General features: G+C 43.2%; 11 protein-coding genes. 2 read left to right on the forward strand and 9 right to left on the reverse strand.

Annotation, left to right across the window (positions count from 1 at the left end):
• Positions 1-31: 31 nt before the first annotated feature.
• The 7 genes from R9C00_25845 to R9C00_25875 form a co-directional block, all read right to left on the reverse strand.
• On the reverse strand, positions 32-436 hold the full coding sequence (locus R9C00_25845) for a thiol-disulfide oxidoreductase DCC family protein (protein WPO35121.1): 405 nt from the start codon (positions 434-436) through the stop codon (positions 32-34).
• A gap of 84 nt (positions 437-520) precedes the next feature.
• The gene (locus R9C00_25850; GenBank protein WPO35122.1) at positions 521-928 is read right to left on the reverse strand and encodes a hypothetical protein; all 408 of its coding nucleotides are present in this window, start codon (positions 926-928) and stop codon (positions 521-523) included.
• Positions 929-1,168: 240 nt separating this feature from the next.
• Entirely contained in the window at positions 1,169-1,825 is a 657-nt protein-coding gene (locus R9C00_25855) for a hypothetical protein (protein ID WPO35123.1), read from the reverse strand.
• Positions 1,826-2,005: 180 nt separating this feature from the next.
• Entirely contained in the window at positions 2,006-7,102 is a 5,097-nt protein-coding gene (locus R9C00_25860) for a hypothetical protein (protein WPO35124.1), read from the reverse strand.
• 147 nt (positions 7,103-7,249) lie between these two features.
• Positions 7,250-7,771, reverse strand: coding sequence for a DUF4920 domain-containing protein (locus R9C00_25865; protein ID WPO35125.1), 522 nt, complete (start codon positions 7,769-7,771; stop codon positions 7,250-7,252).
• Between the two features lie 249 nt (positions 7,772-8,020).
• Positions 8,021-8,974: a methylenetetrahydrofolate reductase [NAD(P)H] gene (gene metF / locus R9C00_25870; protein ID WPO35126.1), complete on the reverse strand. Its 954-nt coding sequence runs from the start codon at positions 8,972-8,974 to the stop codon at positions 8,021-8,023.
• 625 nt (positions 8,975-9,599) lie between these two features.
• The gene (locus R9C00_25875; protein ID WPO35127.1) at positions 9,600-10,454 is read right to left on the reverse strand and encodes an inositol oxygenase family protein; all 855 of its coding nucleotides are present in this window, start codon (positions 10,452-10,454) and stop codon (positions 9,600-9,602) included.
• A 682-nt stretch (positions 10,455-11,136) separates the two neighbouring features.
• Here R9C00_25875 and R9C00_25880 point away from each other — a divergent pair.
• Together R9C00_25880 and R9C00_25885 are read left to right on the forward strand one after the other, a co-directional pair.
• Positions 11,137-12,195, forward strand: coding sequence for a hypothetical protein (locus R9C00_25880; GenBank protein WPO35128.1), 1,059 nt, complete (start codon positions 11,137-11,139; stop codon positions 12,193-12,195).
• 15 nt (positions 12,196-12,210) lie between these two features.
• Complete coding sequence (locus tag R9C00_25885; protein WPO35129.1) at positions 12,211-14,622, forward strand: hypothetical protein; 2,412 nt, start codon at positions 12,211-12,213, stop codon at positions 14,620-14,622.
• 20 nt (positions 14,623-14,642) lie between these two features.
• Here the strand turns inward: R9C00_25885 and recG are convergent, their stop codons facing one another.
• The gene (gene recG / locus R9C00_25890; protein WPO35130.1) at positions 14,643-16,733 is read right to left on the reverse strand and encodes an ATP-dependent DNA helicase RecG; all 2,091 of its coding nucleotides are present in this window, start codon (positions 16,731-16,733) and stop codon (positions 14,643-14,645) included.
• A gap of 105 nt (positions 16,734-16,838) precedes the next feature.
• On the reverse strand, positions 16,839-17,492 hold the full coding sequence (locus R9C00_25895; protein ID WPO35131.1) for a hypothetical protein: 654 nt from the start codon (positions 17,490-17,492) through the stop codon (positions 16,839-16,841).
• Positions 17,493-18,004: the final 512 nt, after the last annotated feature.

Genomic DNA, 18,004 nt, shown 5'->3' on the forward strand with positions numbered 1-18,004 from the left:
ATCATTAAAACACTCGATTATTTAGTTGTACTTACAAAAACCTACTTTGAAGCTCGGGGGTAGGCATGCGGCATTCATTTTTCTTTCCAAACCATTTGTACCTGTTTTTGGCTATAAGGCTATAAATTGCATTACGAAGCGAAGCGGGAATGATTATAAAAATAGACATCAGGCTCCACAACCCACCTAATTTGCTAGCTACTTTTATCGCAGCAGTGGATTTTTTGTAGATTTTACCCTTATCATAATACACAAAACTGTCAAAGTCGAATGTATCCAAATCGTGGTCTTTCAAAAGTTGCTGCCCTCCCTCTGACTGAAGCGAGGCGAAGGTAAAATAACCATCCTCATCTCGATCTATAATGAAATTCACACTACTGTTACAGAGGTTGCACACCCCATCAAAAAGAATAACTCGTTGTTGCTGGTAGTTCATAGAATGTATGACAGAAGTTGTTCAATGATACTTAAGTTCCTCCTACATAAAGGGGTTTTGAGGGTAAAATGTTCGGAGGAACAGCTACAACTTAGCCAAGTTAGCACTTTCGATACTTTCTACCATTTTATAGGCACTCCCAAGTGTTGAGGTAAAAGCATAGGGAATGGGTGGTTGGTAAACGGAATGCATGTTTTGGTAAATGGAACGCTGAATAGCATTGGGAATGACGTGGATGGCTTTCTTCACATGCAAGCTAAGCAGCTTACTATTTGTCTTGAGCCAATTGATCTTTGTGTTGATAAACTCACGTGGGATGTAAAGTGAATAGGTGGTATCGTAAATAAGGTAGACTTCTTTCGATTTATTCAACAGACCTCGAAGCTCTTCCAAATAGGACTCAAACTGCTCCCCCGAAGGGGAAACGCTATTGAATCTGACATGAATAACGATGTCGTTAATTTGAGAAATAGACGCAAACTCGATTTTCATTTAACATAGATACTTAGCGCGAAAAATATGAACTTATTCTTTAGAATAGTACTGAAGTACAACCATCAAACGGTCAATTCCATTCCCATTTTGCCAAATAAAATTTTAACTCTCACATATTATTAACTCAACAAATGAATAAAATGGATATTTTGCAGAATAAATATAATTTTATCTTTCTAAAAAGAAGAATAAGTTCATATAGTTTCGACTAAAGCCTGAAAACAGGGTATAAACCAGTTAACGAGTGGCACTGGCAAAAGCACCTTTATCACTCGTATTCAGCTTGTTATAAAGCTCAATTACCTCTAGTTTTTCATCATCTGATTTGAAGTACATCTTTTTTGCCTGAACTAATTCTTTAATTTCAGGATACTCCTTTGTCATAAGTGGAAGTAATGTCTTTTTGAAGCTAGAAAAGTGGTGTAAATCAGAACCAATTATCACTGTCATGTCATAAAGCGTGTTGGCTTTTTTAACTTTCTCGGCCTGTGTTTTGGCATAACCGTAATACTCTTGTTCAGTAGAAGTTTGAAACTGAGATTTAAGCTTGCCAATTACGGTCATATCACCAGTGATCAATACCTCGTAAAAACCCGTAGATAGGTATCCGTATTTATTAGGAATGTCCAATGAAGTAAAAACTCGTTCACGGTCTATATTTTCATCATAAAAACGAAAGTAAGTTACTTTGTCAGGCGTTAGGGCTTTTTTACCAAAAGCAGCATTCTCTATAAGGACTAAATCTTGTTTAAAGTGGTAAGAAATAGTCCCTTGGAAGGATTCTCCACTTTTTAGAACAACAACGCCAAAAGAATCATCTGTATAGAAGTTATTTGCAAACAACGCACAGTTGTAGCAAATAGCCAACATGGCTATGATAGCTAATTTTTTCATTAGTAATAAGGTGTTTATTGGTGTAAGGTGAAAGTCATTTCTTCAATAACAACGAGCTATTATCAAAATGTTTTAAGAAACAATAGATAATTTCTTGAAGAATTGAAAAAAAATTGTATCGAAATATAAGAAGTGTTTATGAGAAATAAAAATGACACGGATCATTAAAAAGTACAAATTCTAAAAACCTTTCCTTTGCCCCTTCCAAAATTCAAAAAAGCTCTTCTTCCGTTCTTTTGGAGGCTTCTCATAACTAAGTCCTACGCTATGCTTAACGCCACTCAAAAGCGTTTTGACAAGGTAATTGATCACGGATTTGTGCTCTATCCGCTCAAAATAAATTTTCCCCCTCTTCAAAAATAAAAATCGAGGGTTATCGGACTTCACCACCAAGGAGTTGGCAAGGAAGGAGGCAATCCCCAGCCCAAAGCCTGTCTTTTGCGTCTCTTTATTGATAAGAGTTACCTTCAGGTCATTATAATAAAACTTCATAATCCCATCGGCATACTCGTCATCGGCTTGTACTTTCACCAGTAGCTTCTTTGCCGTTCCACCATTTATTTTGGCAAAAGCTACATTCTCTAAAATGGGGTTCAACCTTCTCAGGTCCATTTCGTGCAGCTCTGCTTGATAGGTAAAGGCATTTTTCTCACTACCTAGCTGAAAGTTGAAAGCAGCATCGAGGTGCCCATTTCCCATCACCTCGGTAGATGCATAAAGCTGAAAAGCCTCATTGTTAGCAACAGCTACCGAATCGTTTGTGAGGTTATAGCCCCATATATTCATGTCTAAGAAGTCGATCTTTCCCGTCTGCTTTCCACCCACCGCAAGCTCTTCGTACGAAATCCTTGACCTATGTATAAATACGGTATCAATCTTAAGATAAGTACTGAGGTTCTTAATGGCCTCTTGGGGCAAAGGAGGCTTATTATTTTTTGGAAATGGAGGGCGCTTATCGCGAAAAATATCTCCGCTCAGCTTATTGACATCCAACTGGTTTGCCATGATCTTATTGGCAACCACCAGCGAGTCAAACTGAAAGTTTTTGAGGGCTATCCTATCCGCTTTAAAGTTCATCCAGTCGGTTTCGTGCCCCATTATTTCGCCAATCTCATATTTGCCCACCGTGGTATTGAACCTGAACTTGTCCACATACAGCAATTTCTCTCCTGTGGAAAACCCGACCTCGCCCAAGTCGATGCTATGAAGGCTATCGGGCAAGATATAATGATAGTTTTTGAGCTTTAGGTAAAAATCATCGGCATGCAAAAAGCGGCTATCGGAGCGGGCAATTTCCTCGTCTACCTCAAAGTGGGTAAAGCCTGTATGAATATCTTTCAGTTTAATATGCTTGCTTTCCTTCTCCCCATGGCTCACCAACTCCAAGGAAATATCTCCCATCTCAAACTTGCCAATGTTCACATCGGGGAATACCTTGGCCACAGCGCTGTAAATACTATCTACGGCAAACGGCTCTGCCTCCTCTCCATCGTCCTTGGCATAGGTCACCACCCTAAACTTTGGCTTTTGCAACTGGATACTCCCTAGCCCCAAGCTATCCCCTTTATAAATTCCGTAAGAGCCAATTCCCGAAAGGGCAATCCGTGGGGTGTACAATTCAAAAAGCTCTCGCTTATCTTCCCTTTTATCATTAAAAGTAGGGTCTGCCCAAATATCGGGAGCAAAATGCAAATAGGTGGCGTAAAACTCTGCTGTATGGGTAGAATATCCCACCTCGCTAGCCCGGATGGAGTAGCTGCTGTCGGGCAAGTAATGAACATAGTTTTTTATTTGCAGGCTCACATCGTCGGAATAGAGGAAGCGGTCTGCGCTCAGCTCCGTAGCCGAATCGATAAACAGATTCTCCACCCCTAGTTTGATAAAGCCTGTAGAAATTGTACTTGTTTTTCCCTCTTTGTGCTGTGCCAAGTTGAGCCTGCCCCTATCGAGCAAAAACTTTTGCACATTCAACAGCTTGAGCGAAGCAGTGAGTTGTTGGGGCAAGTCTTCCAGCCTAAATTTTTCTTTTGGCCCTGCCAAACTATCTTCTTTGGCAAAAAGATCGAGGTTGATCTGTGGCTCCCAAATCCTCATCTGCCCCACCACTGCTTCTTTATCGAGGTAAAACGAGCGCAGGTCAAATTCGTCTAACCGGAGCATGGGAAGGCTCAGGCGATAGGTACTGGCAGAATCGGGCAAGGCGACCCCTGGCTTGGGAGCAAGATCTGCTCCGTATGCAAATACGTAAGAACCACTAAGGGAAACACCCAGCTCTTTTACTTCTAACAAATGAATATCGTCCGCTAGCAATTGCCGATGGTTTTTGGTAAAAACCTCGAAATCTTCGGCATCGAATACCATTTTCCCCTCCATTACCTGAACTGTATCCATTTCCAACCCCCTCACGCAAAGAGAAACCTGATTCCCACTCAACCTGTTAGAAGCTCTTTCTCCCAGTTCTATCAAGCCATACGTACCACTGCTGATATTGATACGCTGAACCTCAAGCACACGAACCAACTTGTGTAGCGGTATTTCTTTTTTGAGGGTATCTAGCTCCTGCGCCAGCAGAACGGTATCTGGCAATTGGTTGGGCTCAAAAATCGGAGAGCTGAATCGCATAAAGTTAGGGCGCTTAATTTGGAGAAGGCCTACCCTCACTTCTTGGTTATAAATAAAGTCACGCATCCCAAACCCTTCTAGCCTAAAATCGAATAAACTGACATCGTAAAGAGGGCCAATATTTTCCACTACTTTTCTTACAAAGCCTCTGTTTCTATTAGTGGGGGATATACGAATGCTACTTGCCGAAACCAGCGAATCGGCACTAGAAACAAAAGGATTGTCGATTTGAAGGGTATGCAAGCCATTTCCCGGCTTCAGGCTTACCTGATTTGCTTTCACTTCGAAAGAAGAGGTGAACAACACTTTCCCACTGTCCAAATAGGTACTATCCTCAATAAGCAAATCGTTCAAATAAACTTGAGCTTCCTCTATGCTGAACAATGAAGTAGTGTCATGAGCTATTTCATTCAAATCAAAATCCGCATCGCTAATCTCTATTCCGCCGACATCTACCAAGGTAAAAACCTTTGAAATAAGTGGATAAATCCGAGCCATCAGCAAGGAATCCGCATCTACATGCTCAGCCGTTGGGCTATCAAAAAGGTTGATCATAGAAGAATCCTGCAATTGCATCCAAATAGAATCCAAGCCCTTTGCTATCAATGAATTCCCAATGATATCTCCCAACGTATCTGTTGGTAAAATACTTGCCGCACTCAGGTCTATCAGTACCACTGCCGAGTCGAGCGACCTCCGTTTTCTCCTTGCCAGTATTTCTTTTTTTACCTCAGGCGAAAAAAGACGGAGCAAGCTATCGGCCACCACCAATTCCGAATAGTCGTCTTGGGTAGGCAGCATGCTTGGTGGGGCTAGCGCAAGGGTATAGGGGTGGGAAAAGTAAAATGAATCGAATGTAAAAACAGGCTCGCCATACTTGGGCGGCGGCAAGGTATCGGGGATAGTGGCTAAAATAGAATCCACATCCATCATGAATATGAGCGAGTCCTGCAACTCGGGATCGTAGCGAGGCAATTCCGAAGGAGCCGTAACCAGCTCAGGCAGCACCAATGAATCCAACGGCAGGAGCTTAGGACGCCGGCTCGTGATCAGTACCGAATCGGGCAAGGAAGGCAATGGAGGAGGAGGCGCATCCATTTTGTATTTGTTCACTTCCACCTTGGGGCGGGTAATGTCTATTTTGTTGCAGACAAGTGATTTCCGCTGAACGAAGTCCCAAATATCTAGCCCTTGCAGCTCAACCCTCGAAAAATAAATATCGAGTAGCTTATCTTTGTTTGCTTTTTTTAGCCTAGCCTTATTTCCTCGTTTGTGCCTAGCTCCTATGTAAAAATTACTGGTAAAAAAGTGCTTTTTTGAGGTTGAAATCCCCATGCGAAACACCTTGAGCGTATGCAATCCATCGGGCAAATCGAGCGAGTAATTATTCACCACTAAGTCGGCATTGTCTACAAAATATTTCTTGCCCCGCTGCTTATAATTCAGCGAATCGAAACTAAAATTTTCTACGTCGAGGGTAAAATTATCGAGGTTTAGGTTATCGGCTGACTTGCCTTTTCCTATGGTAAGGTCAAAAGCAGCACTATCTAGCGAAAGGGAAGAAAGAGTAAACTTTGGGAAAAGCAATGAAAGTGCTTGGTGCAATCTTTCGGGCAAAGGGTTTCCTCCCCCACGCTTTGCCAAAGGGTTTTGCTGCTCATACGTAATGATCGGTTTATGAAGCGTAAGCGCTTTGGCCCTAAAGGTCTCGTAAAAATAGGCACTGTCGTAGCGAAGTTCGTCTATACGTAGCTTTGACACCAATAAATCCAGTTGGTTTCCCTCCGAGCCTTTTTTAGAACGGAGCCTAAAATCATCTAACCAAAAATACTGCTGATCGGTAGAAAGTTTAAGGCTTCCAAAAGCAACATCGTACAGCCAATCTTTGGAAGTGAAGCTATTTTCTTTGATATCCACATTTATCCCGTCCACAGAAAACTGTCTTTTGGACTGAACCGTGTTGGTAGAGTCGATTTGGAAATTTTTTATGTCCACAGAAAAGCCTTTGAGCTGGAAACTGTTGAGCGTATCGGTAGCGCCAACAGAGGCAAAAGCCACCATCGCGTCGTCTATTTCAAAACTTTCTACCCTAAAAAGATCGAGGTAACCCGAGATGATGTAGAAAAAATCGTTGAGCTGGCGGGGGTCATTGAAGGTACTATCGACTTTTCCTACATGTGGAAAAGAAATAATAGAAACTTTTGGCTTGTCCATCCTAAAAGCCTCTACCTCTAACCTATTTTCCAAATAGAGTTTTTTAAGGTCGGGCGTATTTACATACAAATTTGGAATCTGAATATTCACCAAAGCGTTAAAAGAACCTCCAGCATTCACCAATTGCTCGTACCGAAGCGAATCTCTCTGTAGGCTAAGTTCTTTGAGCTGCAGCTCTCTTTCAAAAAAGGAAAAACGGATACTTTCATAATCCAACTTGTACAAACCATCACTTTTGAGCTGGATTACTTCCTTTAGCACCCTGCCCAATATTTCGTTGGTATAATAGCGGACGTAGAGCTGAGCTCCTACAGCAAGCAAAAGCATAATTCCCACAAACCATGAAACACGCCTCAGCCATCTCCTCTTCTTTTTTTTAGGAAGGGCGGCATTTTCCTCAGGCGAGGAATGTTCCTGTATGTCTGCGTTCTCTTCTGACATAAAAAGACTGATAGCCTGTAAACCTGTGTAAATTAGAAGCTAATTACAAAAAATCGGTTAATCGGAAAGTAGTGAAGCCAAATATTTACTAGCCTAAAAATAAAAAAAGGCTCCTAAAGGGAGCCTTTTTCTTGGTAATTCTATAATTTATTTAATCAAAACTCCGTCTGCCTCAAAAGCCAAGGCCAGTTCGGGTTCCGTTATCGCCGCTATTTCTTCTTCGGTTTTCCCTGCATCTTCAGCATAGTGCTTCAACACATCTACTGCTACCGTATCCATACTTGCTACTCCGTGGATCACCACTTCTTTGCCCGCCAAGTCTTTTGGCATAAAGAGCGCATAGTCTTTAAACTTCACTCTCATTTCACTTCCGTCAGCTTTTTCGAGCTTCATCCAGCAACCTTTCTGTTGGCAAACTTCCGTTACCTTTCCCGTCACGGTCACATCTTCCAGAGCTGTTGCAGTTGCTATTTTCTCGTCGAGCGAAGCCAAGGTAATAGCAGCTTCGGGAGCTACTTCTACACCAAACTTGGTTGAGTCTGCTACCGCTACTTCTTCCTCCACATCAACAGTTTCTGCTACGGCTTCTTCTTCGTTGTGTTCTTCTTTGGGCGAGCAAGCGGCAAAAGTTGCCAGCGCCAAACCCATGATTACATACTTCCTGATCATTGTTTTTAAGTGGTTTTAGTGATGGAAAATTGTGGATTAGTTCTACTTTAAAATACATGGCAAATTAAGCTATTCTTTTCAGCACTTTTATAAGTTCTTGCCAAGGGTTACTAGTTTCACATTTTTGGTTTTAACCATAAAACCTAAGCTAAAAGATTTTGGAAATGTTTTTTTTTCAACCAGAAACAAGTAACTTTCAGTCAAAAAGCCAAAAGAAAGGAGTCGGTAAAAACTTGGTTTATAGTGTACTTAAAATACCTCAGACGCTATTGCCTTCACCGTACCCGATTTACTCATGGTATAGTAGTGCAAGCAAGGAGCTCCAAATTCCAACAATTCTTTCGACTGCTGGATACACCATTCAATCCCTACTTGCCTCACAGCTTTGTTGTCCTTACATTTTTCTACTTCTTGTGCCAAAGCCTGTGGCAAATCGAGGTGGAAAATACTTGGCAAAATTGTCAACTGCTTTTTAGTAACCATGGGTTTTAGCCCGGGGATAATCGGCACAGTGATACCCATATCTCGGCACTTATTTACAAAGTCAAAATACTTCTGGTTATCAAAAAACATTTGGGTCACTACATATTCAGCCCCCATGTCTACCTTCATTTTAAGGTATTTGAGGTCATTTTCCAAGTTTGGAGCTTCAAAATGTTTTTCAGGATAGCCTGCTACACCTATACAAAAATCTGTAGTCGGAGTTTCAATCTCTTCTGCCAAGTATTGCCCCTTGTTCATGTTCACCACTTGCTCTACAAGGTCAGAAGCATAGTCATGCCCATTAGGGTCTGGCACAAACCTCGCCTCCGATTTTATGGCATCGCCCCTGAGCAAAAGCACATTTTGCACACCTAAAAAGTTGAGATCAAACAGCGCATTTTCCGTGTCCCGCTTGTTAAACCCACCACAGATCAAATGGGGAACAGTATCTACTTCGTACCTATTGGCAATAGCAGCACAAACCCCTACCGTACCCGGGCGCTTCTTCGTTGTGATTTTCTCTAACAAACCATCATTTCCCCGCTGCTTGTACACATACTCCTCACGGTGATAGGTAACATCTATAAAAGCTGGGTTAAACTCCATCAGCGGGTCAATCGCATCAAAAAACATTTGTATGCTCTCCCCTTTGAGCGGTGGTAATATTTCAAAAGAAAATAAAGGACCTTTCGCCCTTTCCAAGTGTTCGGTTACTTTCATCTATTTTAATTTGCGGCCAAGGCCGTCGTTAGGTGATCGCACAAAATTAATTGAAAATTTGAGACAGGAAGGATGAAGGCAAAGCTTTTTGTCTTGCAAATACCTATTGAAACCATTCCCTCGCCCTAAAACTTACCCACTCTAGCTCTAGCCCTGCCCAACAAGTATAATTCCCGTTCACTCCTTTTTAGCTGTTGCAACTCTTTCCAGCCCCTATCTTGCATACATAAACACAAAGGGAACAGGATTTTATCACTTGTTTGGGTTTAATTTTTGGCAAGGTACAGACGCCAATAAACGAGTACAAGTTTTAGTGGATACCCAAAAAAGAGCGTGAGAGGAGGCATAGGTTCAAGCTAGAAGGAAACTTTTTTGGGAAATGTCAATTTCAATTTTTTTACAAACTTCAGGAGAGGCGGACGCTAATGTCCGCCTTTTTTATTGTTCTTTCGCAACTATTGCTATTTTATACATATTGGGGCGCACTTACTTCCCTCACGCTCAGAGCCAACGCTTCTGCCCGCCCCGTGCTACCAAGCCACCTTACGCACAAGCCATTTCGGTCTTGGCATTGCACTCTTCCCCTAGTGCGCAAAGATTCTTTCCATATCTAGGAAAACAGCAATCAAAACCGCAACGTACTTGGCAAATACTTGGCAGCCAAATCTTCGTAATAGGGTCGCAGCTCTTTTACATTTGGCGGTGTGGGCGATTTGGAATACAGATCGTAGGGATTAAATGCCCGTACCCATTTGAACATTTCCTTGTCATACTCGTCCATCAAATGATTGTAGGCTTCCTCCCGGTGCTGTGCATAAAAGGAGTGGTAACGGATCATGTACAATGCAGATTCTGGCAAATGATCTTTCATGATGTGGTACAAATACTCATCGTGCCCCCAAGACATGAATACATTTTTCAGCCCACAATTTCGCTCATACACACCATATTTCGAATTATACCGCTCATCGGCGGAATCAGGATTATTTTTGAAAAACTCTGGATAGACTATTTTATCGGAAAACTGGCAACCGACGGGGAAGGTATCTCCCACCACCGCCCACTGCGGCTCGCCAAATAGGCAAAGTACCTTGCCCAAATCATGCAAGAAACCCGTGAGCACAAACCAATCGGGATGCCCATCTGCCCTGATAGCTTCAGATGTTTGAAGAAGGTGTTGCGTTTGATCAAGGTCAATATCCGGATCGGAATCATCTACCAGCGTATTCAAAAAATCAACCGCATCCCAAAGCGTCATTTCCTTCTTACCGAACTTCAGGTACTCCGCCCTTTTTTGCTGTACGAAATCGTAGGTTTGGTACTGATGGTTAATCCTATAAAACTCCTTTACCGTATCCCGAGCAGGATCGTCGTAATTTCGGAATTCCTCTTTGCTCTTCTCACCGTTTTCAGGATATCTCTCTAGCAAGTCCTCTTCCCAGAGTTCTTCCATATCGAGGTTGTTCTTTTCATTTTCCATATCTCTAGTTTTTTTAAAGGTATAAGATACGGATTTTTGCTTAATCGCCATAGAACGAAAAAGCCAAGGCATGCTTTTCCCAAGTCAATAACGGATATAGTTTAGGCTAAAGCCTGTTCGTTTTTACTTCTGAGCGGGGCTTAAAAACCCCGCCTAATTAGTTTTTATCACTAGCAACGGGCTTATTAAGACTGACTAAATAACCGTCATTTTTGTAAAGATGTTTAGAGAAAAAACCCTGTAGGGGTTTCATAATTGTAGTAATTAGCGTAAACATTCTATCAACCCCGTGAGGGGTTGCAGAAACCTACATTTTACACAAATTCTGCAACATCCCACCGAAATGCGGGACAGGCTCTACGGCGTTGTTTTTATCTGCTTCGCCAAATCTACAATAATGGAACCTCCTGCTAAGGACGCAACAAGTTCTACGAGGTTCTTTTACATCTAATAAAACCTACAAACGGAACAGTTTGCAATGTTGCAGATGGACCACAGGCTACTATTAGACATATATAAGTATGTCGCTTAAAAAGTCAATCTTAATAAAGCCCCGTTTGGAAGCAAAAACAACAAGCCTATAACTTCTTAAACCATGATAAACGCTATTCTACTTCCAAAATAAAGGAAATTTCATACTTTTAATAGAAAATAGTACTGATCGTCAACTTCCATAAAAATAATGAGCGGCTCTTCCGAAAACTTATTTGACCATGCGCTACGACCTGTTACCACAGAGAATATTTATAAGAACCTAGACAGAGGTGTTTCGCTGAATGTATATGCAGCGAAAGATAAGGGGATGGACAGGATGCTGGAAGACTTGGAGCAAGCAGCTAGGCGGCACCAAACAGCCGTGGAGGTGATTCACCTAACTATGCGCTATTTTGTGGATAAATTTGAGGAATTTGGCAAGCAGCTATACCCAAAGCTGGGACTAAAAGAACAGGCTACCCCTAGTGGATCATTGGAGTCTGCCATTGACACAACCTTCACTCAACAAAATAAAAAATGTTGGATTTTTTTAGAAGAATTTGATGCCCTGCTCGATAACCCCGAGATAGATGCAGGATTTGACAATCCATTTTATGGCTACTTGAATATCCTCAAGCAACACCCCAGTGTATCGCTCTTGTGCGCCACAGAAAAAATAATTAAAAGCTATACGTATTATACAAAAACTGAAAATGCGGCTGGAAACATAGAGACCAAACAGCATGGCAGCTCACCTTTGGTTTTTAGTGAGAAAAAGGAACTTCTGGCATTGAAAGAATATGAAATCAGCCAAGAATTGAAGCGGAGAATAGCGCCACTGAATACATGGATGGAAAGCTGGCAAATAGACAGGTTGGTGCAAGGAGTAGGATCAACCCACTCCAGTTGGCTCTTGCTACAGCACAGTATTGGTGTGATTGAAGAGGAGCGGGAAGGGCTAAAAGTGCTAGATACTAAAGCATTTGAAACTTGGTGGAATACGAGTGAGGCAGATTGGAAAAAGAACTACGCACCGAGCTTAGAACGGAAGGTACTGGCCAAACAAAAAGAAGCAGGAAAACTACGGCGGCTTTTTATAGGAGTTTTAGCCATATTTATAGGAAAGCAAAGCAGCGAAAAAGCAGTGGCTAAGGTAAAAGTAAAGCTTTGGCAAAAACTGACAGGAGGGGCAATTGTAGGAGGAGGCAGCTTGTGGCTAGCCTTTCAAGAGTACATTAAAGAGTTTATTGAAGGACTACTGAAATGAAATAAAAAATAAGCGATGAAAAACCGCCCTTACATAGTAGAAGACCCTGCGTATTGGAAAAGCCACTGGACGAAGAAGCCAGGTGCTTTTGAGCCGCCGCCACCGCCAAAAAGTACTTGGGACTATTGGCGCTTACTCATTTTTGAAAGAGAGTTACTTGAAAAGTATACAAAAGGTTATTCGCTTATCAAACGATTATTCATTTTTTTAAAATGCTATTTGTGGGTAATTGTTTTTACGACTGCACTTTGGTTAGTGGGTATTGCACTCATTACGGTACTTGACCTACCTAGTAGCCACTATCCGAACCTCTTTCCAGAGGAAGTACAACAACTCTGGATACAATACCCAAGTAATTTGACCCGGGGGGGGGGGCTCATCCAGCTTTGGTATAAAGGTTTGATCGTAGGTTTGGCCTTCGGTTTGACCTTCGGTTTGGCCTTCGGTTTGTCCGTAGGTTTGGTCGGAGGTTTGGCCTTCGGTTTGTCCGTAGGTTTGGCCTTCGGTTTGGCCTTCGGTTTGGCCGGCGGTTTGGCCGTCGGTTTGGCCGGAGGTTTGGCCTTCGGTTTGGTCGGAGGTTTGGCCTTCGGTTTGGCCTTCGGTTTGGCCTTCGGTTTGGCCTTCGGTTTGGCCTTCGGTTTGGCCTTCGGTTTGGCCTTCGGTTTGGCCGTCGGTTTGGCCGTAGGTTTGGCCTTCGGTTTGGCCGTAGGTTTGGCCTTCGGTTTGGCCGGAGGTTTGGCCGGAGGTTTAAGTATTATCCGTGCCTACCTTTGGTCGCTACATGCATTGATAAAAACCAATCCTATCGTATATGATTTTTTTACACCCTTTTTATTCTTTGGCCATGAAAAACGCCTATTTGATTGGACTACAGGTAGCGCTGAAAATGCCAAAAAGCTGATCCACTTTGTAGAGACTTACCGTTCAACACAGGTCAAACTGCTGGGCAAGTTACTTCACACACAACAAGGTAGCTTGTGGTCTTTACGCTCAAAAAACCTTATAGTCCCCACCATCCCACAAGCACAAATTCGACCTCCTGAAAAAGTAGAATTTTGGTATCGCCCCTTGTACCGTTTGTTTTTGCCTTTAGAAAGTACAGATACCCTACAGCCTTCCACGGTTTGGAGAGAACAAGTACAGGCTCTTAAGGGAGAGCTTGTCCGCTTGGAGCAAGAGACTAATTTACGTTTGCAACTTGAACAAGCAAAAGCAGCCCAAGCCGCCCTTGTTACCCTTCGGAGGCAGACCCAAGCAGAGCACAAATCTTGGAACCGTTTTTACCTCCCTGCCCTTGAAACAATGGAGCGCCAGTTGGGCGAACAAATCGCTGGATGGAACGAACAATTGGAAAATGCCGAGCCTGTGGCGCAAAACCTTTATTTTGCCGGCGATGCGCTCAACCCCCAACAGCATGAGCAGGTATTTATGCGTCGCCCAGATTTGGAGGAGCAATTGCAGTTTAAAATTGCCACTGCCCAAAGTTTGCCCATGCTGGCCTTGCAGGGGCAGCGCAGAACAGGCAAGACCAGTTTGCTCAATTTCTTGGAGGTTATTTTACCCGAACGGGTCAAATTGGTTCGGTTCAACTGCCAAGATACGTATGGGAAAAATGTGCGGGAGCTTTTGCAAGAAATACGCCTGCGTGCAGCCCGTAAATTAGCGCTTCCAGTTCCAGAAGAACCCTTGCCCGAACCTTGGTTGGAAGCATGGCAGGCCACTCGGAAGTTTTTGGAAAGTACTTGTCAAAACCAAGCATTCAAGCTGGTGTTGGCATTCGATGAATACGAAGATTTCCACAACTATGCCCTTGCCCAAGACCGCTCTATGGCAGGTCAGCTATTGGGCGCAATGCGTACCTTTTCTCAAGAGCAGCGCGATGTCGTTTTTCTATTCATCGGCTCTGCCTTTTTTAGCGAATTAAAAAATCCCGATTGGGGCAGCTATTTCGTCAGTGCAGAATTACTCACCCTCGATTACCTCGACCAAAAGCGAAGCCTCCAACTTATCACTGAGCCTACCGAGGGTTTTGCCCTACGCTACGAAACTGGGGTGGCTGAAAAGTTATACGAACTCACCCAAGGCCATCCCGACCTTATCCAGCGTATCTGTCGAGAGGTATTAGACCGAGCCAACCAGCAAGCCCGTTACCAAGTCAGTAAAGCAGATTTGGAGGAAGCCATCAAAAAAGTAGTCTATCAGCCCTCCAATGGGGTTATTGATGTGTTTTGGAACGAGTTCTGTGGAGAGGCAGAACACCAAGCCGTTCGCCAATTGCTTTCTGGTGAAAACATTACCGAGAAAAAAGGCCTGCGTCGCCTGCTAGACCATCGCTTTGTTGTTCGTGGAAGCGAGCCTAGCTCATATCAAATGCGTGCCCCCTTATTCGCCGAATGGGTGCTTCGCCAAGATGAATATTTTTTGTAAAATGCATAATGCGAAAGCATTCAACTAATCCTACTCCAATTAGTAGCCTTTTTCTCAAAAAGCTCCAGCCTTTTTTTCACAAGTGAGTTAGCAGGTGAAGCTAAAGTTGAATCCGCTTCCAGTAGTTTTTCCACGGTGTGCCTTGCTTCTTTCACCACGTTGCTGTCTTGGGCGAGGTCGGTGAATTTGAGGTCGATAATGCCGCTTTGCTGCGTGCCCGCCAAGTCGCCGGGCCCACGGAGCTTGAGGTCGGCATCGGCTATTTCAAAACCGTTGGTGGTACGCACCATGGTTTGCAAGCGCACTTTTCCATCTTTACTCAGCTTTTCCCCACTCATCAATATACAGTAAGATTGTTCTCCGCCCCGACCGACTCGCCCTCTGAGCTGATGCAGTTGCGACAGCCCAAATTTCTCGGCATTTTCAATAATCATCACCGAGGCATTGGGTACGTTCATCCCGACTTCTATCACCGTAGTGGCTACCATGATGTTGGTTTCTCCCTTCACAAACCGCTGCATCTCAAAATCTTTGTCCTTGGGCTTCATTTTCCCATGGACAATGCTCACAAAAAAATCGGGGAACGCCCTTGCTACGCTCTCGTAGCCATCCATCAGGTTCTTGTAATCCAGCTTTTCCGACTCTTCTATGAGCGGATAAACGATATATACTTGCCGCCCTAGGTTCACTTGCTCTTTCACAAATCCCAAAACCCTAAGTCGCTGGGAATCGAACCAATGGATGGTTTTAATAGGTTTCCTGCCTGCGGGAAGTTCGTCAATCACCGATACATCAAGGTCGCCGTAGAGGGTCATGGCTAACGTTCGGGGAATTGGCGTGGCGGTCATTACCAAAATATGCGGATAAGCCTCGCTGGTTTTGTTCCAAAGCTTTGCCCGCTGGGCTACCCCGAAGCGGTGCTGCTCATCTATCACGCACAAGCCTAAGTTCTTGAAATCGACCACGTCTTCTATGAGCGCATGCGTGCCGACTATGATCTGAAGCTCTCCGTTCAGCAACTCTTCATGGATCACTTTCCGCTCGCTCTTTTTGGACGAGCCTGTGAGCTTGGCAATTTTTATCCCTAGCAAATCGGCGTATTCTTTCAAGCCTTCGAAGTGCTGAGAAGCCAAAATTTCGGTAGGCGCCATCATGCAAGCCTGCGCCCCGTTGTCTATCGCCATAAGCATACAGATGAATGCCACAATGGTTTTTCCACTTCCCACATCTCCTTGCAGCAGGCGGTTCATCTGCTTTCCGCTCAGCATATCTTGCCTAATTTCTTTGATCACCCGCTTTTGCGCACCCGTGAGGTCGAAGGGCAAATGATCGTGGTAAAACGTGGTGATGGAAGGAATAGAGGGAAACCTCTGCCCTGGAAATGCATAGGAACGCTGATTTTTTTGCCACAGCATTTTCAGCTGCACATAAAAAAGCTCTTCGAACTTAAGCCTAGCCACGGCTTTAGAAAGCGACTGCGGATCGCGGGGGAAATGGGCTTGCGCCACAGCATCTTGCTTGGAAATAAAATGAAATTTTTCAAGTACCTCGGGCGGCAAAGATTCGGGAATATGTTGGTACGCCTGCTTGAGCAATACTTTTTGCAGCTTGGCTATCGCCCTCGAATCCATGAATTTATTTTTGAGCTTTTCGGTGGTGTGATAGACGGGTTCTAGCCCACCTGCCGTATCGGTTTCTTGGGTGAGTACTTCTATTTCGGGGTGGGAAATGGTGTAGGTTCTGCCATAGCGAGTAGGTTTTCCAAAAATGACATAAGCCGACCCTGCTTTTATCCGCCTTTGCACCCAATTAGCCCCTTGGAACCATACCAGCTCCATCTGTCCCGTACCGTCTTCAAAGTAGGCGACCAAGCGCTGTTTTCTCCCACCTCCTACTATTTCCAAGTTACGGACCACGCCCTTTATCTGCACAAAAGGCATGTCTGGGGTGATTTGGGAAATTTGGTAGAACCGAGTGCGGTCTTCGTGCCTAAAGGGGAAATGCTCCAGCAAATCGCCATAGGTAAAAATACCCAACTCGGTTTTTAGCAAGTCTGCTTTTTTGGGACCAACCCCCTTCAAAAACTCTATCTTATTCTCAAAAAAACTCACGACTTCTTTTTCTATTTTTTCTCGACCTAGAAGGTCAGGCTACATTTCTGATTAGCCAATGCATGTATTGGCTCTACAACTAACTTTATTAATAGCGCATCGTTATCAATTTATCCCTGTATGCGGATAATATTTTTCAAGATGCGTTTTTAACTGGTGATACTTCTCCAACACTTTCGGAGGCTGGTTAGATTTGATGAGGTATTCTTCGTACAGCTCGGTAAGTCGCTCATATTTTTCACTTTTCAGCAGCCAAGAAACCACCGTTCCTTTAAAACAGCGATGTGTTTGGTTGTAAAGATACTTGCAAGGCTTAAGCGGCTTGTAATTAAAAGCCCTGTCTAAGCTCATGAGGGTGGAAACAGAGTCTAAAAATATAGAACCAACATCGACCATGAACTCGGTGATTTGCTGAATCACCAATGCTTCGTCTTCCTCATTTTGCACCTTGTATCTAAAATACTTATTGCTGGTAAGTTTCCCCACCGAAATTATCACTGTGTTCGATTCCTCCCAATGCTCTTGCTGGGTATCCAAAAACTGTTGGGCAATTTTTTCCACTTTATCATTCCTCACTCCTAGGTTCACTTCCAGCCAAATTTCGCTATCATATGTGGTGATCGAAAAAATCACATTTTGAAACCCCGTCTCTATCATTTTCCTGAACTGCTTTTTGTCGGGAAGCATTTCAAAATTTTTATCATAAAAAAAGTCGTAAAGACTATGGTATAAATTGCTTTCAAATTCTTGGATAGTCATAAAGCTAGATTCATGTGCTAAAAGAAGATTAGAGCATGTTTAAAACTTTAGGTTTTCAAGCGAAAATAGAAACTATGGTGGCGAACCGCTTTATGGTTCTCGCTTCAAAATAGGTGAAATTTTAAACTTACCCTCAGACTAGTGACTGGCGGAAACTACATAAAAAATGGAGGAAGTTCAACCAACCCTAGCACCAAACACTTCTTTTTTTTCAATCCGTCAAGCATAACAAACTACCAAACCACAAATCCTTCTTTAATGGAAATATTTCCCTGCTGTTTATCAATTAATTACATAAAAAATAATATTTTTGAAAACCTTTTTTGACGGTATTAGGTTGAAGAGGCAAGAACAACTTACAAGGTATAAGATAAAGTTCTACTACCATTCTAGCCTACCCAATAAAACAATATTACTCAACTCATCACCTAAGTTACTACCCCACCACCTTCCTTTACTAATCCATCTTGTTGCCTATCAACTGCAATGAGTTTACTTGATCATACAGCAAA

It is taken from the genome of Flammeovirgaceae bacterium SG7u.111 (genome assembly GCA_034044135.1).
Classification (GTDB): Bacteria; Bacteroidota; Bacteroidia; order Cytophagales; family Flammeovirgaceae.